The sequence below is a fragment of the Pseudobacter sp. genome (assembly GCF_051955275.1).
In the GTDB taxonomy this organism is placed as follows: Bacteria; Bacteroidota; Bacteroidia; order Chitinophagales; family Chitinophagaceae; genus Pseudobacter.
Map to the genome: position 1 here is coordinate 1 of NZ_JBQCGW010000173.1, position 19769 is coordinate 19769.

General features: G+C 48.2%; 20 protein-coding genes. 5 read left to right on the top strand and 15 right to left on the bottom strand.

The annotated features are described in order from the left end of the window. A partial coding sequence (locus ACTHMC_RS14690) for a catalase (protein WP_440414099.1) occupies window positions 1–2207 on the top strand: 2207 nt, incomplete at its 5' end. Between the two features lie 59 nt (window positions 2208–2266). Here ACTHMC_RS14690 and ACTHMC_RS14695 read toward each other — a convergent pair. The 4 genes from ACTHMC_RS14695 to ACTHMC_RS14710 form a co-directional block, all read right to left on the bottom strand. Next, window positions 2267–3064, bottom strand: a complete 798-nt coding sequence (locus ACTHMC_RS14695; RefSeq protein ID WP_440414101.1) for a TerC family protein — start codon at window positions 3062–3064, stop codon at window positions 2267–2269. A gap of 3 nt (window positions 3065–3067) precedes the next feature. Next, window positions 3068–3736 carry a DedA family protein gene (locus ACTHMC_RS14700; protein WP_440414103.1) on the bottom strand — a complete coding sequence of 223 codons (669 nt, stop codon included), beginning with the start codon at window positions 3734–3736 and terminating at the stop codon, window positions 3068–3070. A gap of 38 nt (window positions 3737–3774) precedes the next feature. Further along, window positions 3775–4080: a zf-TFIIB domain-containing protein gene (locus ACTHMC_RS14705; protein ID WP_440414105.1), complete on the bottom strand. Its 306-nt coding sequence runs from the start codon at window positions 4078–4080 to the stop codon at window positions 3775–3777. 96 nt (window positions 4081–4176) lie between these two features. Continuing rightward, complete coding sequence (locus ACTHMC_RS14710; RefSeq protein WP_440414107.1) at window positions 4177–4578, bottom strand: hypothetical protein; 402 nt, start codon at window positions 4576–4578, stop codon at window positions 4177–4179. Window positions 4579–4719: 141 nt separating this feature from the next. Here ACTHMC_RS14710 and ACTHMC_RS14715 point away from each other — a divergent pair, with 141 nt between their 5' ends. After that, window positions 4720–5226, top strand: coding sequence for an O-acetyl-ADP-ribose deacetylase (locus tag ACTHMC_RS14715; RefSeq protein WP_440414109.1), 507 nt, complete (start codon window positions 4720–4722; stop codon window positions 5224–5226). Between the two features lie 44 nt (window positions 5227–5270). Here ACTHMC_RS14715 and ACTHMC_RS14720 read toward each other — a convergent pair whose 3' ends face one another. The 4 genes from ACTHMC_RS14720 to ACTHMC_RS14735 form a co-directional block, all read right to left on the bottom strand. After that, window positions 5271–7649, bottom strand: coding sequence for an ABC transporter permease (locus tag ACTHMC_RS14720; RefSeq protein WP_440414111.1), 2379 nt, complete (start codon window positions 7647–7649; stop codon window positions 5271–5273). Between the two features lie 174 nt (window positions 7650–7823). Next, window positions 7824–8207, bottom strand: coding sequence for a hypothetical protein (locus ACTHMC_RS14725; protein WP_440414113.1), 384 nt, complete (start codon window positions 8205–8207; stop codon window positions 7824–7826). A gap of 68 nt (window positions 8208–8275) precedes the next feature. Continuing rightward, on the bottom strand, window positions 8276–8440 hold the full coding sequence (locus tag ACTHMC_RS14730) for a hypothetical protein (RefSeq protein ID WP_440414115.1): 165 nt from the start codon (window positions 8438–8440) through the stop codon (window positions 8276–8278). 43 nt (window positions 8441–8483) lie between these two features. Next, window positions 8484–9062, bottom strand: a complete 579-nt coding sequence (locus ACTHMC_RS14735) for a DUF6934 family protein (RefSeq protein ID WP_440414116.1) — start codon at window positions 9060–9062, stop codon at window positions 8484–8486. Window positions 9063–9389: 327 nt separating this feature from the next. Between ACTHMC_RS14735 and ACTHMC_RS14740 the strand changes: the two genes are divergently transcribed. Genes ACTHMC_RS14740 through ACTHMC_RS14750 form a run of 3 tightly spaced genes read left to right on the top strand, consistent with a single transcriptional unit; the run spans window position 9390 to window position 10584 of the window. Next, window positions 9390–9713 (top strand): ArsR/SmtB family transcription factor, encoded by a 324-nt coding sequence (locus ACTHMC_RS14740; protein WP_440414118.1) that lies wholly within the window; start codon window positions 9390–9392, stop codon window positions 9711–9713. 12 nt (window positions 9714–9725) lie between these two features. Further along, a complete protein-coding gene (locus ACTHMC_RS14745; RefSeq protein ID WP_440414120.1) occupies window positions 9726–10187 on the top strand; it encodes an SRPBCC domain-containing protein in 462 nt (153 codons plus the stop codon). A 19-nt stretch (window positions 10188–10206) separates the two neighbouring features. Then, window positions 10207–10584, top strand: coding sequence for a DoxX family protein (locus ACTHMC_RS14750; RefSeq protein ID WP_440414121.1), 378 nt, complete (start codon window positions 10207–10209; stop codon window positions 10582–10584). Here ACTHMC_RS14750 and ACTHMC_RS14755 read toward each other — a convergent pair. From ACTHMC_RS14755 to ACTHMC_RS14785, 7 genes are all read right to left on the bottom strand, one after another. Next, window positions 10577–13165, bottom strand: coding sequence for a sodium:solute symporter family transporter (locus ACTHMC_RS14755; RefSeq protein ID WP_440414123.1), 2589 nt, complete (start codon window positions 13163–13165; stop codon window positions 10577–10579). The two genes, ACTHMC_RS14750 and ACTHMC_RS14755, sit on opposite strands and share 8 nt — an antisense overlap. Window positions 13166–13182: 17 nt before the next feature. After that, complete coding sequence (locus tag ACTHMC_RS14760; RefSeq protein WP_440414124.1) at window positions 13183–14667, bottom strand: LamG-like jellyroll fold domain-containing protein; 1485 nt, start codon at window positions 14665–14667, stop codon at window positions 13183–13185. Between the two features lie 31 nt (window positions 14668–14698). After that, complete coding sequence (locus ACTHMC_RS14765) at window positions 14699–15637, bottom strand: dihydrodipicolinate synthase family protein (RefSeq protein WP_440414126.1); 939 nt, start codon at window positions 15635–15637, stop codon at window positions 14699–14701. Window positions 15638–15647: 10 nt separating this feature from the next. Then, window positions 15648–16817, bottom strand: a complete 1170-nt coding sequence (locus ACTHMC_RS14770) for a sialidase family protein (RefSeq protein ID WP_440414128.1) — start codon at window positions 16815–16817, stop codon at window positions 15648–15650. A 2-nt stretch (window positions 16818–16819) separates the two neighbouring features. Continuing rightward, entirely contained in the window at window positions 16820–18004 is a 1185-nt protein-coding gene (locus ACTHMC_RS14775) for a sialidase family protein (RefSeq protein WP_440414130.1), read from the bottom strand. A gap of 20 nt (window positions 18005–18024) precedes the next feature. Beyond that, entirely contained in the window at window positions 18025–19461 is a 1437-nt protein-coding gene (locus ACTHMC_RS14780; protein ID WP_440414132.1) for a RagB/SusD family nutrient uptake outer membrane protein, read from the bottom strand. A gap of 31 nt (window positions 19462–19492) precedes the next feature. Then, on the bottom strand, window positions 19493–19769 hold a 277-nt coding region (locus tag ACTHMC_RS14785; RefSeq protein ID WP_440414134.1), incomplete at its 5' end, for a hypothetical protein.

Below are 19769 nucleotides of genomic sequence, written 5' to 3' on the forward strand. Positions count from 1 at the left end.
AACCTATGGCAAAGAAAAGCAAAGCAAAATCAACGGACATTACCAATGAAAAAGTAGAAAATCTCCAGCCACACACAGAAGACAATACCGGTCAGCTGATGACCACCAATCATGGAGTTAAGATCAATGATGATCAGAACTCGCTCAAGGCAGGCGACCGCGGCCCTACCCTCCTGGAAGACTTCATCTTCCGCGAAAAGATGACGCACTTCGATCATGAACGCATTCCTGAACGTATCGTTCATGCCCGGGGATCAGGAGCACACGGTGTTTTTGAATTGTACGAATCCATGAGCCGCTATACCAAAGCCGGCTTTCTCCAGACACCCGGACAGCAAACGCCGGTGTTCGTCCGCTTCTCTACTGTACAGGGCCCAAGAGGCTCTACCGACCTGGCCCGCGATGTACGTGGCTTCGCAGTAAAGTTTTATACCCAGGAAGGAAATTTCGATCTGGTTGGCAATAATATGCCGGTATTCTTCATCCAGGATGCACACAAATTCCCCGACCTGGTACACGCAGTTAAACCGGAACCGCACCACGAAATGCCGCAGGCAGCATCAGCACACGATACATTCTGGGACTTCATTTCACTCATGCCCGAATCAACACATATGATCATGTGGCTGATGAGCGACCGCGCCATCCCGCGCAGCTACCGCATGATGGAAGGATTTGGTGTGCACACTTTCCGTTTCGTGAATGCACAGAATGAATCCCATTTTGTAAAATTCCACTGGAAACCTTTACTGGGCGTTCATGCTGTGGCGTGGGACGAAGCCCAGAAAATCTCAGGAAAAGATCCGGATTTCCATCGCCGTGATTTATGGGAATCCATCGAAGCAGGTATGTACCCGGAATATGAACTCGGTGTACAGATCATTCCGGAAAAAGATGAACATGCATTCGACTTCGATCTGCTGGATCCCACCAAGCTGATTCCCGAAGAACTGGTGCCCGTTCAACGCATCGGTAAACTTACCCTCAACAGGAACCCTGATAATTTCTTTGCAGAAACAGAACAGGTAGCCTTTCATATCGGACATATAGTGCCAGGTATCGATTTTACCAATGACCCGCTCCTGCAGGGCAGACTGTTCTCCTACACGGATACACAACTCATCCGGCTTGGCGGACCTAATTTTCACGAAATTCCCATCAACCGGCCCATCGTTCCTGTACACAATAACCAGCGCGACGGATTCATGAGGCAACAGATCAACAAGGGCCGCACCAGCTACAATCCCAATTCGCTCAGCGGCGGCTGCCCTTACCAGGCAAAAATGATGGAAGGCGGGTTCACCTCCTACACAGAAAAAATCGATGCACACAAAGTACGGCAACGCAGCGCCAGCTTCTTCGATCACTTCAGTCAGGCAAAACTATTCTACAACAGCCAGTCAGTACCCGAACAGGCGCATATGGCTGATGCCTTTTCATTTGAGCTCGGAAAAGTGGAAACCATTGCCATCCGCCAGCGTATGCTGCGCATCATCTCTAAAGTGGATAAAGGCCTGGCCGCAAAAGTGGCCTACAACCTGGGCTTGCACGTACCCTCTGATGCAGATATCAATGAGCCGCTGAATCATAGCATCCCCGCCGATGGTGATCCGAAAGATTTTCAGCCTGTAATGAAAGAGCCGTCATTACCTGCATCCCCTGCACTAAGCATGGCCAATACTGCCAAAGACAGCATTTTCTCCAGGAAGATCGCATTCCTGGTGGCAGATGGCGTGAACGCCGCTTCGGTGGAGAGTATGCGTAATGCCCTTACAGCAGCAGGTGCAGTGGTTGAATTGATAGCACCCAGGCTCGGACTGATCGACGGTGAAGGTGAAGGAGAAGGAAAAGAAACAGTACTGGCCGATAAAAGCCTGCTCACCACTGCCTCTGTATTTTATGATGCGGTGTATGTACCAGGAGGTGGCAACAGCGTTGCTTATCTAACGGGCGATGCCGATGCTGTGCATTTCCTCGATGAAGCCTATCGCCATTGTAAGGTGATTGCAGCGGACCCTGATGCCATGCCATTACTGAAAACAACGAGGTTTGGCAGAAAATTCCCGGAACTGATCACGGCCGATATCCCGCTGGATGCAGGGGTGATAGTACTGGATGACCAGGACCAACTGGCACAACAATTCATAAGCGGTATCAAACAGCACCGCGTCTGGGAAAGGGAAGAAGAAAGAAAAGTGCCTGCATAAAAAAATCGAAAGTCCCTGCTGAAAACAGGGACTTTCGATTTATGGAAATTTCCGGATTTCTAATTTATCATCGGTCTGTCCGAATCATTCAGCTTCACATTTTTCTCCTTACCCCTCAGTTTGATATTCAGTATTTCCACACCCAGTGAGAAAGCCAGGCAGGAGTAGATGATACCTTTGCTTACTTCCTGATGGAAGCCGCTGGCCACCAGCACTACCCCGATCACTACCAGGAAACTGAGCGCCAGCATCTGCAGGGTAGGTTGCCTGTTGATGATGCGGGTAACCGGTCCTGCAAATAACATCATTACACCAATGCTCACCATTACGGCAATGATCATGATGATCACGTTCTCTACCAGCCCCACTGCCGTGAGGATGGAATCAAAAGAGAAAACAGCATCCACCAGGATGATCTGTCCCAGTACGGAAGCCACAGAAGTTCCGGCCTTCGCACCACTCTTCTTTTCTTCCGCTGCTTCTTTCCTTACCAGTTTATGGTGGATCTCCAGGGTGCTCTTAACGATCAGGAAGATACCGCCTGCCACCAGTATCAGGTCTTTCCAGCTCAGTCCCAACGGACCGTCTGTAAGCTTTCCTATCTGCGGTATGGTGAATACCGGGTCTTTGAGGCCGATGATCCAGTTGATACAGAGAAGCAGCAATACGCGGAACACCATCGCCAGCAACAGACCGATATTGCGGGCCTTGCGCTGTTGCGGCGCAGGAAGTTTTCCCGCTACGATTGAAATAAAAATGATATTGTCTATCCCGAGAACGATCTCGAGGAAACACAGAGTGAGTAAACTGATCCATATCGCCGGATCTCCAAAATCCGGCATAATAAATTCGCTCATGTTTTAAGAGTTTATTTGATCGGCAGGAAGGGGATCTTTCTTTTTTCTGCCAGCGATCATTTTGATCAGCACAGGAGCCGTTGTGATTACTACAATGCCGATGATGATCTTATCCAGGTTTTCCTTTACCCAATCATATTTGCCAAGCCAGAATCCTGCTGTAACAATACTTCCGGCCCAGATGACGGCGCCCAGGATATTGTAAAGCGAGAATTTCTTCTTATCCATATTCACCATGCCGGCAACAATGGGTGCAAAAGTACGAACCACTGGCAGGAAGCGTGCGATCATGATGGCTCCCCCACCTTTCTTTTCATAGAATTCCTTTGCCTGTATAAGATACTTCTTTTTGAACAGCCAGCTGTCTTTCCGTTTCATTAAAACTTCACCGGACCTTTTTCCGAACCAGTAACCCACGTAATTCCCGATAATGGCCGCAGCAGAGATCAGTACCAGCCAGTAAAGCAGGTTGAGCACAGGCGCAACATCAGGACTAACCGTATTGGCAATGATCATTCCGGTAATGAATAACAGGGAATCCCCGGGGAGGAAAAACCCCGCAAAAAGACCCGTTTCCGCGAATATGATGAATACTACAATATAAAGGCCACCGTGGGCCATGATCCATTCAGGGTTGGTGAGGCTATGAAACAACTCCAGCAATGACTGCATTTTTCTTCGTTTTAATTATCCAAAATGGTTAGTAAAGCCTAGTCAAAATCAAAAAGATCACCGAGAAAGCCTTTTTTCTTGTGGTGCTTCTGATAGTGAGGATTGTGTTTGTAATTGTCTTTATCGTTTTTGTAATACGGTTGTTGGTACTGATTGTTTGGTTGCTGCTGATTGAACGGCTGCTGCTCAGACTGGGATGACCTGAACTTCTGCTCGGCAAATTCCAGCATTTTGTCCAGTTCCCCTTTATCCAGCCAGATACCCCGGCAAGCGGGACAATAATCGATCTCTATATTATTCCTTTCGGTCATGAGTAGGGTCTCATTGCAATTCGGACATTTCATACTATTGATTTGAGATGGTAAAAGCAGATGCAAAAAGGATAGCGAAGCCCCGGAATGGGGTTTGTAAACGGAAAGCCATCCGTATGAAATGGAGGATCAGAATAAAGTATACCGGAAGAGGAAAATATAATAGGCAGGCCTTTTTACAGAATCGAAACCTGCAATGGTATGAGCAGATGGATTGTCGGCGTCACTGAGTCTTTCTGAAGCCGGCGTGGTAGGCGACAACTTCTTTACACATTTGACCTTTGTCTGTTTTCTGACGGAAAGGTGGAGATCAGCATTCGGGTCCCCCGCATCCTGGTAAACACAGAGTTTTTCCATGGCTGAGGCAGAAGGCGTGAGCCATCCGGCTTTGATCTCAGTATCTTTTTGAGCCTGATTCCGGGGAACGAAGCTGCTCAACAGCACAAACACCAGCCCCAGGGAAAGCATGAGGGAACGGATGAAAGCCTGACGGCAATTGAAATATGATGATAATTTATGAAATGGTATCATAATCCCGGCCCGCGAAAATATAGAAAAAAATGTTGTTAAAACTGTTAAAGCGGGGATTTGGCGGCACTTTAAGAGGAGGCCCCGTTTCCGGTATTTGATCCGGAAATTGCATTTTTGTACTTTACACACCAATTTACACGTATGATCCAGTTGATCCGGGGCGACATCACTAAACAAGAAACTGATGCCATTGTTAACGCTGCCAACTCCTCCCTGCTCGGAGGCGGCGGTGTGGACGGCGCCATCCACCGCGCAGGCGGCCCGGCCATCCTGGAAGAATGCATGAAGATCCGGAGCCGGCAGGGAGGTTGCAAAACCGGAGAAGCCGTGATCACTCCGGCCGGCAGGTTGCCGTCAAAATTTGTGATCCATACCGTTGGGCCAGTATGGAATGGAGGAAAAAATAACGAAGATGCGCTGCTGGCAAACTGCTATGCAAACAGTTTGACACTGGCAGTAGAAAACGGAATACGGACACTTGCATTTCCGAATATCTCCACGGGAATTTATCATTTTCCGAAAGACAGGGCCGCAAAGATTGCGGTGGCAACGGTAAAAGAGTTCCTGGAAAAAACTGACAAAGTAGAAAAAGTGCTATTTGTTTGCTTCGACGGGGAAAATTATGATTTGTACAAGGCGTTGATATAATAAGGGATTGACAAAGCCAATCCCATTGCTGATATAATAGAATCTTATTCAGATCGTAAACTTCTTACAGGGTTTGCAATAGCTGCGCGCAACGACTGAAAACTAACCGTTATCAATGTAATCAGCAGCGTGCCTGTAGCCACAGATAAAAAGATCCACCAGGAAACCGGCGCCTGGTACTGGTAATTCTGCAACCAGGTTTTCATACTGAAATAAGCTGCCGGCATGGCAATACAAAGCGAGATCAGCACCAGCAATACGAACTCTTTTGACAGTAACTGCCAGAGACTGTAAACAGAAGCCCCCAGCACTTTCCGCACGCCGATCTCTTTCACTCTTTGTTCCGCCATAAAACTGGCCATTCCAGAAATACCAAGGCATGAGATGAAAATGGCAAGTATCGAGAAACAGGTAGCCAGCTTCCCTATTCTTTCTTCATCCGCAAACTTATGTCCATACACTTCATCCGCAAACCTGTATTCAAACACTTCCTGCGGCGCATATTTTTTACTTGCTGCCTGGATAGCGGCAATGCTCTCGGAAGTTGTTCTGGCAGGATTAAGCCGGATATTTATAATCCCGCCGATTTCAGATTGCAGGCTGAATAAGGTGGGCTTTACCGGCTCATACGGAGATTCCATTATCATATTTTTAATCAGCCCGATGACCTGGTAAGAATTTCCATTTTGTTGAATGGACATTCCCACCGGGTTTTTGAAGCCCATATAATTTGCTGCAGCCTCATTGATGATGATGGCATTGGAATCAGTAGCAAGCTGCGGATTGAAATCCCTGCCAGCAATAAATTCAAACCCCACTGTTTTTCCATATTCAGAAGTGGCACTCACTGTGTTGAATTTAGCATTGACAGCAGGGTCCATACCTTCCCAGGTATAGCCATTATTGAAATGATTATTTTCAGTTACAGGAGTGTTGGATTCAGCCATTTCCAGAATTGCTCCTTTTTGAAGCAGTTCATTTCTCATTACTGAGAAATTGTTGTGATAATCATAAGACTTCATCAGGATGGTGATCAACCCCTGCCTGGCGTAACCAACGGGCCTGGATTTAGCGAAATGCACCTGCCTGAATACAACCACAGTGCCGATGATCAGTACCACGGAAACTGCAAACTGCACAACTACCAGCACTCGTCTGGATGTAGCAGCAGAACGGCCTGCTTTGATACTTCCTTTCAACACTTTTATTGGCCTGAAAGAAGAAAGATACAATGCGGGGTATACACCTGCCAGAAAGCCTGTAGACACTGTAAAAGCAATGCCTGTCAACCAGAAATAAAAATTTCCGGAAGGAAGAACGGATTGCTTGCCAGACAAGGAATTGAAGTATGGCAGCGCTATGATCACCAGTAAGATTGATACGAGGAAAGCCAGCAAGGTCACGAGCAAAGACTCACTGAAGAATTGCTTTATCAGTTGCGACCGCATAGAGCCGACTGTTTTCCGGATACCTACTTCTTTTGCCCGCTTTTCACTCCGGGCCGTGCTTAGGTTCATGAAATTGATACAGGCCAGCAACAGCACGAAAATACCGATGATGGCAAACATCCATACATATTGTATATCGCCTCCGGTACTGACTCCATTCTCAAACGAAGAATACAAATGCCACCTGCTCATGGGATGCAAAAGCATTTGCGGTTTTTCGGTCTTTGCAGTCTGTGCTTTTATATGCCCAAGCTTAACGTCTTTTATTTTTGATGTAACGCTGGCAAAATCCGCTTTCGGAGCCAGTTGAACAAACACCTGAAATGATTCATTGTACCAGTTGTTATCATTGCCATCCACCCAGCTGGTCAGGTCGCGGAAAGGCGCAATGAATGCCACTTCTTTGAAGGAACTGTTGGGGGGAAAATCCTCATACACTCCTACAACCTGCTGGTTGGAGCCACCATCAATGGCAATGGTTTTACCTATCGGATCTTCTTTTCCGAAAAGCGCACTGGCAACGGATTCCGATAACAACACAGTGGAAGACCGCAGAAATCCTTTTTGAGTGCCCGCCAGCATTTTAAGACTGAGCATTTCAGGGGCATCCTCTTCCATATAATTTCCCTGCGTATTGATCTTTTTGTCGCCTGCGGCAACAAGACTGTTCATCGTCCAGGAGGAAAGCACCACATAAGTAAAATCTTCGTTGTATTTATCGCGCAGTTCAGCCCCCAGCGGCATTACATTTCCTTTATCGGTAGATACTTTTCCATTGAGTGTTACAGTTTGCATTACCTGAGCGATCCTGTCATAGTTTTTGAACGACTTATTATAGGAAAGCTCTTCCCAGATCCATAACCCGATCAGCATCGCGATGGCCATGCCTACGGATAATCCTGCGATATTGATGAATGAACTGGTGCGGTTGGCCAATATATTCCTCCAGGCAGTTTTGAAAAAGTTCCAGTACATAGGTTTAAGTTTAGATTCAGGAATTTTCAGGAATCAGAAAATAAATATGAACCAGGGAAAAGGAACTAAGAGTATGCCAGATGTATAAGTGGTTATTAATTAAAAGGTTGGAGGAATAAGAAATACGGAAGACTGTACGGTGGTGATACAGGGAGGGTTCAGTTTCGAGGCAATTTAAGATCCCGGCTTTGTTTCCAGGTTAACCGGAAGCATATCAGAGAACCCATTGCTGATCTCCAGGTTACCATCAATGAACGCAGATGACCCAATCATAAAATTACCTGCTCCTCTTCCCATATGAAGCAGAAATTCACGATAACAATATGGTAATGGAGTGTTGAAGGTTAGCATCAAATGTTCTATCTCCCCGGCCCGCAGTCCTCTCAATCGCTCGCCGCGTGAATAAAGCAAAGTGGCAATATCAAAGACCGAGTTGACTTCAATCTTTCCTTTAGCACGTGGATATGCATCTCTGCATACTTTATCATCATCCGGAAAAGCCCGCTTCACGCAAACATACACGGCCACAATAACAAGAAGAATGATCAGCGAGGTCATAAAAGTTCATTCACAAAAAAACCCGCCATGACAGCGGGCCCTTCAATCAAAATATTATGGAAAAGTTATCAGGCTTCTTTCAATAGCTTCATGAACAACGCTGCCTGTTCCTTGGTTTTGATCACCTGGTGAAGGGAGGAATTTGCAATAACAGCCTTGGGCTCAGTTTTCTTTCCCTCTTGCTTCGCCTTCTTGGTCAGCGCGGCTACCTTACGTGCTATTGTTTGTTTCATACCGGAAAATATGGGTTCAGTTCAAATGTACAATTTTTTTCCATTATTGTGTATTCCCGCCCTTTTGTTTCAGGTTAAAGATGAAGTAGTTGTACATATGGTCCTGGGAGATCTGCTCCCCTTTCCTGATGCGGAAGGGATAAGGCATAATATCCTCAAAATCAAATGGATTATCGTACTGTGTCTTTCCAAAACGGGTGATCCGGACGTAGTATTTCACGCCGAACATCCGGAAATATTTGTCCAGAAAGTTAAAATTCCGCTGTAAAGCCCGGTAATAAAAATAGGCCCTGGCATTGTCTGAGCCATCGATGCCCAGGTAGTGCGTGGGATTGTTCTTGAGATAAGCATAGGCCGAGAACAGGATGGTGGAGAAAACCCTGGAGTAATCGGCATGCGACAACTCCGCCTTGTCGTTTATCTTGCCCCGGGCATTCAGTGGACCGAAACTGATATTGTACACGTTCGGCAGCAGCGCATGACACTGGTTACTGATCTTCACACTCAGCGATATATCCTTTCCATTCTCCAGCTTCGAATTGAAATAACTGTAGCGCAGGTCTTCAGATATATTTTCTATCTCATACAGTTCATCAAAATCGATCTTCGGTGAAACAGACATTGGTTAATTCCTTTTTCGTAAAAATAATTATAATACCCGGACCTTTCTAATCAATCAGAGCAGGCTTGCAATGATCACAGTTAATACAAACAAGGTAATCCGGGTATATAATACATCTTTTACTTTGATGAAGCCGAAAAATGATCCTCGCGACAGGTGTAGCGATCAATTCCAACACTCCCGCCTGGATGATGGCCCCCCACTCCCTTTAAGCGCATATTGGCAATTGAGTCAAATATAGCAATTTAAAATATGTAGCCATTTATCTTCAAATAAATTTGCGTAGCTAGATAGCTACACATATATTTGTAGCCAAATAGCTTCACAATGAACTTACGCAGAGATGTTTTCCAGGCAATTGCCGACCCCACCCGCAGGGCCATATTGATGCTGGTGGCCACTAATGCCATGACAGCAGGCGCTATCGCATCCAATTTCGATACCGCCAGGCCCACTGTATCCAAACACCTGGCCGTTCTCACAGAATGTGAATTACTGGAACAGGAGCAAAGCGGCAGGGAGATCTATTATCACCTCAACGCAAAAAAAATGAAAGAGATCGCGGATTTTATAGAGCCGTTCAGGCAACTATGGGACGAGCGCTTCAATAAACTGGAAGACATCATGAAAAAATACAAATCAAAAAAATAACAGCAAATGGAAATGAAAACGAAACTTCACGCAGAAGACAACAAACAGGAATTACTCGTAACCAGGGAATTCGACCTGCCCATCGACCTCCTTTTCAGAGCTTACACAGATCCGGAGATCATTGAACAATGGATGGGATCCAAAGTTGTGAAACTGGAAAACAAAAAACATGGCAGCTGGGGGCTGGAAAAAAAAGATAACCAGGGAAATATCCTCTTCCAGGCCAGTGGCGTGATTCACGATTTCATTCCCAATGAAAAAATCACCCGCACTTTTGAAATGGCCAATGTTCCCTACGGTGTTCAACTGGAATTCCTTGAATTTGAAAAACTCACCGAAGATACCAGCAAGCTCAGGATGCATATCCTCTACCGCTCAGTGGAAGACAGGAATCAGATGATGCAGATCGGTATGCCACAGGGCATGAACGCCGCACATAATTACCTCGAAAGAGTTGTAAGCAGATATAAGTAACCCAACAAAACAACCACCCATGACAAAAAGAAACAGGATCATTTACTGGATCGCTACCGTATGGCTCGCCTTAGGTATGACCGCCACCGGAAGTATGCAATTGTTCCAGGTCAAACAGGAAGGAGATTTCACTGCCAAACTAGGCTACCCTGATTATTTCCTGAGTATCCTCGGTGCCTGGAAGCTCCTCGGTGTACTGGCCATTCTGATCCCCCAGTTCCCCTTATTGAAAGAATGGGCCTATGCTGGTTTTTTCTTCGTGATGTCCGGCGCTATCCTGTCACATGTGATGACAGGAAATATAACTGATATCTTCCCATCGTTGTTACTGCTGGCACTCACCATCACTTCCTGGTATTTCCGGCCCGTGAACAGAAGACTGATACCGGTTACTTAGAGTGTGCCCGCAGCGGCTTCGCATCCTTACCCGGAGAAATTACACTCACCACATAAGCAGTGACTACGCAAAGCAATACTGCCGCTGCAGGATACAGGAAGAAGTTCACCACACCTGCGTCCTGGATAAAATACAGTGCTATCGCGCTTACTACAAAACCCGCCAGCACACCCTTGCTGTTGATGCGCGGGAAGAAGATACCTGCCAGGAACATACCTGCCAGGCAGCCACCAAAGAGGCCAATGATCTTCAGATACTGGTCCCAGATAGAGGTATTGTTCAGGAACACCATATAGATCGCAATCAGACAACCCAGCGCACCCAGCGCCACTGTTGTGTAGCGGGCAAACTTAAATTGTTGTTTATCGGTGCTGGTTGGTTTGAAGTGCTTGTAGAAATCGGTGGTCACTACAGTGGCAATGGAGTTCATGCTGCTGCTGATGGTGCTCATGGTAGCCGCAAACAACCCGGCGATCACCAGTCCGGCCAGACCGGTGGGCAACTGCTGCGAAATATACCAGGGGAACACATCATCCACTCTTCCATTCGGATTGAGTGAACCCGGGTTATGCCGGTAGTAAACCCAGAGTGCCGTACCTACCATGAAGAAGATCAGCGAAGCGGGGATCACCAGCACCGCATTGGTGTATATGGATTTCTTCGCTTCCTTTTCAGATGGCGTGGTAAGGTAACGTTGCACCACCACCTGGTCCGACGAATAGGTCACCAACTGCGTGAGGAAGCCACCCACCAGCACCACCCATAATACGGGCTGAGTGATATCGGATTCCAGGATGGCCATGCGGAATTTATTGTTGTCGGCCGCTTCTGTGAAAAGCTGAGCGAATCCACCATCCAGCGAATTGGCGATGAACACCAGGCAGCAGAATGCGCCACCCAGTAATACACCTACCTGCATCACTTCCGTCCATACCACAGCCTCGATGCCACCCGCCACACTGTAGGCTGTTGTGATCAGACTTACGCCGATGATGCACACAAATATATTGATGCCGGTCACGGCACTGAGCACCAGCGCAGGCAGGTAGATCACAATGCCCAGCCTGCTGATCTGGAATATGATGAAAGTGAGACTGCCGGTGATCTTCACTGCCGGACTGAACCTTACCTGCAGGTACTCGTACACACTGGTCAGTTTGAGTTTCCTGAAATAAGGTAAATAGAAATAAACCACTATCGGCGCAACCGCCACGATCATGAGGTTATTGAGCAGGTATACCCAATCCGTTGCATAAGCTTTTGCAGGGATGGCAATGAAAGTCAGCGCACTCAGCTTGGAACCGAAGATACTGAGACCAGCAGCCCACCAGGGGATCTTTCCACCGCCCAGAAAGAAATCACTGGTATTGCTTTCCATTTTACGCGACACGAAAATACTGATGCCGATCACCAGCATAAAATAGATAGCTACTACTCCCCAGTCGATCCAGCTGAATTTACCGGGAGGATGAACAGGTGTTGCCATCATTACTTTCGGCGTCCGCACGGCCGGCCGCACTTCGCCCGAGGGCAGTACCAGGCTGCCATTCCAGACCACTGCGGGAGTGGTCACGGGCGCCCAGGTGCTTTGATTGGGATCGGTAGCAGCCGTAGCTAATTTACTGGTCAGCACCGTATCCGCCTGTGCCCAGGTATTGGTGATGATATTATAACTCCATACTATATCCGAAAAACCGGGATGGCTGTCTTTCAGTTCTGCATTTTTATCTGCAAGTTTTCCATGGTCTCCGCCCGCAATGAGCAGGTGTGATTGTCCCGATGCAAATGCCGGGCTTGGCGCTGCCACAGTGGGTTCCGGTAGATCGGCCAGCTGCTGCCAGCCTTTACCGGGTGTAAATTTCCAGGCATCTTTGAGATATTTCCTTTTCACCTGGTCCCCTTCTTTATATAAATGAGCGCCACTGAAAACATACAGCTCACCATTCAGGGTACCCGTTACCGGTAGTATCCTTGAAGGGCCTGGACAAACATCCTGCGCCACCCACTTCTGTTGCGCCTTCGGCGCAGACAGGTCAAGACTCCAGCAGATATTGGATGCTTCATGGGATGAAGGAGTTTCCGTTCCGCCTGCTAAATATACAGTATTGCCAATCATCACGCCACTTCCATTGGCCAGTGTATGTGGCAATGAAGGAAGCGCTTCTGAACTTATCTTTCCGTTATTGTATCTGACCAGGAAGGCTTCTGCGTGATGCCCTGCCGCATCGCTTCCGCCGATGCAAAGCATGGCATCCTTCCAGGTGAGCGATACCCCGTACCCCAGCGGCATCGGCAGTTTGCCAACTTCTTTCCATTGCCCGCCGGGTTTGTCCAGTGCAAACACTTTATCATACCAAACTTTGGTGGATCCTGTCCAGGGAGCACCGCCATCCGGGAAATTGGCGCCACCGGCAACCAGCAGCACATTGTTGCTCACGCCGGCAAATGCACCGGCAAATCCGAAACTATCGGGTAAGGATGGCAGTAACTGCCAGTTGAGGTAAGATGCGCTCTGCTCCTGCGCTTTGGTAGTTTTCATCAGCATTCCTAACATCAATACGATTACAAGAAACTGTTTCATCCGCGTGAGGGTATTTTCTATAAATTGAACAGGGTCTGCACTTCTGCATCCGTCATAGCGCGCTTGTAAATGATAAGGTCATCGATCATTCCCGTGAAATAGTTACTCATGGAAGTCAATCCTTCCTGCGCACCGATCTTGAACAATTGTCCGGCACCGGTAACTACTTTCACGGCAGTTGTGGTCATTTCCTTCACTTTTACTCCATCAATATACACCTTTGTAACCAGGCCGTCCCGCACACATACAATATGATGCCATGCATCATCATTCACTTTTCCTTCCGTGGCCATACTGAGGATGGCAGAACCGGGATTCTCTGTATTGAAGCGAAGGAATTGCGTGGTAGCATTATCATTCATGCGCAACCAGCTCTGGTTATCGCCGCTTCCGTTCTTACCACTCTCCTGCCAGATCATCATCCGCGCGGTACTGCCGGATTTGATCCATACGCTGATCGAATAATTTTTATCCGCCAGGTTGAATCCTGCACTGGGTGTGGAGAGCCAGCTGGTGCCGTTGAATTGCCCGGCATTGCCTGTAACTCCCTTTCTGTCTGCATTGGTGAAACCCACCGTTCCGGTTTGCGTAACGCTGACCTTTCCGGGACCCGCTTCCGCATAATTGTTATTGAACGGGAAGAAGCCAATCAGATCAGTCCCCGGAACTACAAGGATATAAGCTTCACGCTCCAGTGTTGAGTTTTTGGAACTGTTGTTGGAAACAAGCTTCACTTTATACCTGCCCGGCGCAGCATAGGTTACTTCAGGATGCTGGTCTGTGCTGGATGCAGGAGACCCGCCCTCGAAAGTCCAGGTCCAGCCAGTGACTGTACCCAATGTTTTATCTTCAAATTTGATCTTACCACCTGCATAGGTAGCCGTATTATCTGCCGTGAACTCAGCTGTCACGGATGTGATATCGATGATGGTAAGCATCTTCGATACTGTTTTCTCCCCACTGTATTCAGGATTGGTGGTCACCAGTTTAACGGTGTACTCACCCGGGTTATCAAATTTGATCGTGGGATTCTGCTCCGTGGACGTAATGGGTGTGCCTGTTTCAGGCGTGAAGGTCCAGGCCCATGTGGTAGGAATGCCTGTAGTTTTATCGGTAAAACTGATGCTCTCCCCCTGCAAGGCAGTGGTTTTACTGGCAGTGAAGTCAACCTCCAGCTGATTGTAACCAACAGTAATGAATCCTTCCTTTTTGGAGGTCACAGAAGTATAGGCATTGCTGATCTCCAGCGTTACCGCGTATTTGCCGGGCTGTACGTATTTCACAGCAGGACTGCTCAGCTCAGACGTAGCCGGTTCACCTCCCTCGAAGGTCCATTTCCATTTGGAAGCAACACCGGTGGAGAGATCGGAGAAATTGACCGTCTGACCTGCCAGTACTTCCTGTTTATCCGAAGTGAAATCAGGCGTAATGGAATGGTCCTTATCTTTCTTGCAGGAAGCTGCTATTGCAATGATGGCAATCAGTACCAAAATTCGTTTCATACAAGTAATCGTTTTGGTTTTACGGCAGTGATCAGTGCACTGCCGGTTGCGGGTTGATGAGTGAACATTTTTTGAGTTTTTCAAAGAACTGCATTTCATCCAGCATGTCTTTGAGGTGCCCGTATTCTTTATCTGTAAGGCTCACCAGTGGCAACCTGCATGAGCCGAGATCATAACCTAACATTTTTGTGATGGCGCGCTGGGCGGGGATCGGCGAATATTTCACAAAGCGGCGGATCATTTCAACCGACTGCAATTGCAGGTCCCTCGCCTCTTCCAGCCTGCCTGCCTTGAAAGCCTCCATCATACGCAGATACAGTGGCGCTGCAAAAGTATAGGTACTGCCGATGGCTCCTTTAGCGCCTACCATTAAAGCACCGAGTAACATTTCATCATAGCCGTAGAGCACATCGAATTTTCCATCTTTGTAATTCAGACAGGCCTGGAATTCATGTTGCGTATGGGCTGTGTATTTGATGCCGGCCAGATTAGGAATAGCTTCTTCTCCCAACCGGAGGAATTCTACCATATCCATCGCCACACCGGTAAGTACAGGCAGGTGATAATAATAAAAAGGAAGGGATGGCGCTGCTGCAGCGATCATGGCCATACTGCTGACCAGTTGCTGCACATTGGCAGGTTTAAAGTAAAAGGCAGCAACCGATGAAATTGCGTCCGCCCCCGCTGAAGCCGCATGGGCAGCCAGTTTCCGGCTCTCCGCAATGGAGGTATGCCCCACATGCACCCACACTTTGACCCGCTTGTCAGCTGCCGCGATATATGCCTCGGCCACTTTCATCCGCTCTTCCACAGTGAGGTTAGGACCTTCACCATTGGTGCCGCACACAAAAACCCCGCTGATGCCTTCACTGATGAGTTTATCCACCAGTGCCGGTACTACCGAAAGGTTCAATGATCCATCTTCCTTGAATGTGCCGAATGTGGCGGCGATTAATCCCTCTGTTTTCATCGAGTGTATTTTATTTCTTAAAACTGTCTTTTCCATTTGTGAGCCAGCTGATGTTGAAGCGTTGCAACACCAGGGTGTATTTGAAATCCTTGCCTGCCGAATTATTGGTCTCATACAGACAATAGATAGTTCCGTCCGCTCCCACCGCCAGATCCGAATAACCGGATGCACCGGGATTGAGCACGCGCTTGACAGGGAAAGACTTTCCTTCGTCGTAACTCAGTTTTGCGGTAAGATTCCTGCGTGGCGTTTTTTCGATATGTTCACTGTCAGGATTCACGAACACGATCCTGTTCTTTCCTTTTCCCTCCTTTGCTTCAGATACACGAACGATACTGGCCATGCAGGGGATCTCAAACAGATCCTGATTGTATACCGGCTTGCTCCAGTTGCTGCTTCCGTCCTCACTGTAGCTGATAGACTTCCGGTGCGGATTGCCGGGGTTACGCATCATGATCATCACACGGTCATCATCCAGTTGTACAAGCATGGATTCATTGGGGTTCTTCACTTCTTCGGAACTATCCGCCACAAGAGCACCACGCTTCCAGGTGACGCCATTATCATCACTGTAAACAGTCACTACACAGCTGGGATGATGCACGCGTTTGGGCATGGTAGCCGATTTGGCCAGCCATACCGGCGCCAGCAGTCTGCCGTTCTTCAACTGAATGCCATGGCCAGGGCCCGGCGCTACTACATTCCAGTTATACTCCGGTCTGAACTGATCGAACACATCCGTGATATCTTTCGGCTCACTCCAGGTAAGACCGTCATCTTTCGATTGCATATAAAAGGCGCGCGCATAATCGCGGGCAAAAAGCAAATGAATGGTGCCATCTTCACCCACAATAGGTGTTGGATTATTGGTAGGCTGCCCCTTTCTCCTCGGCGCCAGCACCTGTGGCGCTTCCCAGGTCTTCCCTTTATCAGTGCTTCGCCGCATGAGCAGGTCCATATCCGCCCAGTCGCTGCTGGTTCCGATACGCGCTTCCGTAAAAGCAAGCAGGGTTCCCTTCTTACTCATCACCAGCGCGGGAATACGCATGCTGGCATATACGGAGTCCGGCTGGAAAACAGGAACCGGTTTATTATCTTCGGTTATACCTAACTGTGAATAATGTTTACAACCTGTAATAACTGCCGCGATCAGAAAAGGTATCAGGATCTTTTTCAACATCATTATTGTTTTATGAATTCATCAAATGCCACCTGCCTGAAGGCAATACCCTGGTATGGCGTGGTGGTTCCTCCTTCATACAGGATACCGATATGCGTACCACTGAGCATCACCAGGTCAGAGTAGGCGCTTGGACCTGCGTGTACCCGGTAATATTTCCCCCAGGTATTACCATTATCCGAGCTCCATTTGATGGTCATGTTCACACGGGTAGTGCTTGCAGGATTTGAAAAGAACACTCCGAAATTTCCATTGGCATTCCCGCTGGTGAGGCTACCCTGACAAACAGGTTCCACCAAAGCATAATCTGTTTTCATACCTGTGAAGGTTTCACCTCCATCCGATGAAACGGCCACCAGCCGGGCAGTAGCGCCGGAGGCGCGCATATTGAGCTGCAGCTTTCCATCGGAGAGCTCTGTAATAGTGCTTTCATTGGCCCTGTCATTGGGACTGATGCCACCGATCCGCCAGGTGGCCCCCTTGTCATCTGAGATCACCACATGGGAATAGCCCCTGCCACCATTGGCTTTTTTCTCTATGAAATCGCAGGGAATGATCATCCTGCCCGCATGTGCACCGGATTGGATCTGGATACCATGACAGGGACCTGTTGCATACCAGCCCCATTCCGGACGCTTCACAGTAGCAGTGATCTCAGTGGCTGTCGTCCACGTAACGCCATTATCATCAGAGTGAGTCAGATAAACCCTGCGGGTATCAATTGAAGTTCCATCTCCTATTTCGCTGATATGATCTTCTCCGTGATTCCAGGTCATCAGCATCACAATGCGGCCGGTGGCCTGATCCACCACGGGTGCGGGATTGCCGCAGGTATTGACACCATCGTCCCACACCTTGATCAGTGGCCCCCAGGTTTTACCGCCATCAGTGGAACGTTTTACCACCAGGTCGATATCACCTTCGTCTCCACAGCCGTTCTTCCTCGCTTCCGCGAAAGCCAGCAATGTGCCATCCTTTGCTTTGATGATAGCAGGGATGCGATAACAACGGTAACCATCCGAGCGTTCTTTGAATATGTACAGGGAATCCGTAGGCAGCGAATTACCAGGCCTGGGAGCGGTAACAGCTGGTCCCAGATTGTTCTCCTTCGCTGTACAGGCAATTATATTGATGGCTATCAGACAACAGCTGATGAGTTGCAGTATGGAAGAGAATGTCTGTTTCATCCTTTCAGTTTTTTAACGGATCAATTATTGTAACCATCCGTTTGTTCCAGTTTGGGGTTGAGGTCGATTTGGGTTTTCCGGATCGGAAAGAAAAGCGGGATCGTTTTTCCAACCAGCTTCGGTACTTCCGTGTAGGCATCGATGGTGCCTCCGTAATGGAAACGGACAATATCGTTCCACCGTTTCAGTTCAAAGAACAGCTCGCGGAAACGTTCATTGAAGATCTCGCGCTCCACCACTTCTTTCGTTCTCAAGCCTGTGTAAACACCAGTACCTGCACGGTTCCGTACTTTCTCCAGTTCTGTGATGGCTTCTTCCGGACGGCGAAGTGCCGCCAGTATTTCAGCTTTTGTAAGAAGAAGTTCGCCAAGGCGATACATTACTATATCATTGTCATAATAACGGTCGTCTGTATGCAGCGTGCCCCGGAATTTGTTATCAAACACGCCGATGGTGGCTCCGTTCAGATCCAGTGCACGGATCACTGACCAGGCCTTGCGTTTGTCGTTGGCAGCAAATGCTGCTTCGATCTTCGGACTGGGAGCATATACGCTCCTGGCCCCGTTCTTTGCAAAGGCCAGGAGGTCTTTGTTGGTAGCACCTGACACAAATATGTCCCTGGGCTTCAGGCGGCTGCCGTATTGATCGGATCTTTCATCACGCTGAAAATGCAGTGCCCAGGAGATCTCAGCATTCTTCTTTTTATCGGTAGCGAAAACATCCTGGAAATTGGTTTGCAGGGAAAGTCCACCCATTGCGGCATCCACCGCAGTGAGCGCATTGGTGAGATCAGCATCACCGCCATTGTAAACTTTAGCGCGCCAGAGCAACACATCCGCTTTGATGGCCTGCGCTACATTTTTGGAGATGCGGCCTTTGTTGGGATAACCGGCATCCGGGAAGAGCGCCAGCGCTTTCTCCAGATCATCCAGTACCAGGGTTAGTACTTCCGTTTCGGAGGAACGGGCAGGAAACGGCACGTTGTCACTCTCTGTTGGTTCCAGGATCAGCGGCACCTTACCCCATGCTTTTACCAGGAGGAAGTACAGGTAAGCCCTCATCGTTTGTGCTTCGGCGAGCGTCCGGTTCTTTTTATTCTGGTCGCCGAATGTGATACCAGGACCATATTTCAATACCAGGTTTGTATGATGCACCAGGTTGTAGTGATTGGTCCAGAGTGGTGCATTCAGGTTATTGAGGTTTTGTTCGTAAGCCTCTGTAGCAGAGCCTTCCAGGCCGGGGATGAAGGCATCGCCACGGTCTTCAAAAAAATAGGTACTGTTCATGAGCCCACGGAAATCAGAGTAGATGCCCGTGAGATATCCGGTAACATCACCCTCGGCCTTCCAGTAGATGGCGTTGGTGATCTCAGAGACCGGCTGCACTTCCAGTTGTTTGGTACAACCCGTGATCAGCGATGAAGTGATGATGGCGGCAATCAGCAATTTTATTTTCATAATTGAACCGATGATAAGTTTTGACAATCAGTTAAAGTCCCAGTTTGGCTCCCAGACTGTATTGCCTTGGCCTGGGATATGAACCCTGATCGGCCCCGATATAGATCTCAGGCATGAGCCCGGTGTAGGTGGTGAGATAACCGATATTGTAAACACCTGCGAAGATGTCGATGCTGTTGATATAAGCCTTGCGCAATGCAGGCAGCCTCAGTGTATAATTGAAGCTCACTTCACGGAACGCGAGGAAATCTCCTTTTGAATAGTACAGAGAGTTGTTGGTGGAATAACCGGAGCTGGTACCCAGACTA

What these genes read in the sequence shown, in the direction of transcription:
- ACTHMC_RS14730 (WP_440414115.1), bottom strand. Translation starts at nt 8,440, where the DNA reads ATGAAACAAACAATAGCACGTAAGGTAGCCGCGCTGACCAAGAAGGCG.
- ACTHMC_RS14705 (WP_440414105.1), bottom strand. Translation starts at nt 4,080, where the DNA reads ATGAAATGTCCGAATTGCAATGAGACCCTACTCATGACCGAAAGGAAT.
- ACTHMC_RS14700 (WP_440414103.1), bottom strand. Translation starts at nt 3,736, where the DNA reads ATGCAGTCATTGCTGGAGTTGTTTCATAGCCTCACCAACCCTGAATGG.
- ACTHMC_RS14745 (WP_440414120.1), top strand. Translation starts at nt 9,726, where the DNA reads ATGAAAACGAAACTTCACGCAGAAGACAACAAACAGGAATTACTCGTA.
- ACTHMC_RS14715 (WP_440414109.1), top strand. Translation starts at nt 4,720, where the DNA reads ATGATCCAGTTGATCCGGGGCGACATCACTAAACAAGAAACTGATGCC.
- ACTHMC_RS14735 (WP_440414116.1), bottom strand. Translation starts at nt 9,062, where the DNA reads ATGTCTGTTTCACCGAAGATCGATTTTGATGAACTGTATGAGATAGAA.
- ACTHMC_RS14725 (WP_440414113.1), bottom strand. Translation starts at nt 8,207, where the DNA reads ATGACCTCGCTGATCATTCTTCTTGTTATTGTGGCCGTGTATGTTTGC.
- ACTHMC_RS14760 (WP_440414124.1), bottom strand. Translation starts at nt 14,667, where the DNA reads ATGAAACGAATTTTGGTACTGATTGCCATCATTGCAATAGCAGCTTCC.
- ACTHMC_RS14750 (WP_440414121.1), top strand. Translation starts at nt 10,207, where the DNA reads ATGACAAAAAGAAACAGGATCATTTACTGGATCGCTACCGTATGGCTC.
- ACTHMC_RS14775 (WP_440414130.1), bottom strand. Translation starts at nt 18,004, where the DNA reads ATGAAACAGACATTCTCTTCCATACTGCAACTCATCAGCTGTTGTCTG.
- ACTHMC_RS14710 (WP_440414107.1), bottom strand. Translation starts at nt 4,578, where the DNA reads ATGATACCATTTCATAAATTATCATCATATTTCAATTGCCGTCAGGCT.
- ACTHMC_RS14740 (WP_440414118.1), top strand. Translation starts at nt 9,390, where the DNA reads ATGAACTTACGCAGAGATGTTTTCCAGGCAATTGCCGACCCCACCCGC.
- ACTHMC_RS14695 (WP_440414101.1), bottom strand. Translation starts at nt 3,064, where the DNA reads ATGAGCGAATTTATTATGCCGGATTTTGGAGATCCGGCGATATGGATC.
- ACTHMC_RS14765 (WP_440414126.1), bottom strand. Translation starts at nt 15,637, where the DNA reads ATGAAAACAGAGGGATTAATCGCCGCCACATTCGGCACATTCAAGGAA.
- ACTHMC_RS14720 (WP_440414111.1), bottom strand. Translation starts at nt 7,649, where the DNA reads ATGTACTGGAACTTTTTCAAAACTGCCTGGAGGAATATATTGGCCAAC.
- ACTHMC_RS14780 (WP_440414132.1), bottom strand. Translation starts at nt 19,461, where the DNA reads ATGAAAATAAAATTGCTGATTGCCGCCATCATCACTTCATCGCTGATC.
- ACTHMC_RS14770 (WP_440414128.1), bottom strand. Translation starts at nt 16,817, where the DNA reads ATGTTGAAAAAGATCCTGATACCTTTTCTGATCGCGGCAGTTATTACA.
- ACTHMC_RS14755 (WP_440414123.1), bottom strand. Translation starts at nt 13,165, where the DNA reads ATGAAACAGTTTCTTGTAATCGTATTGATGTTAGGAATGCTGATGAAA.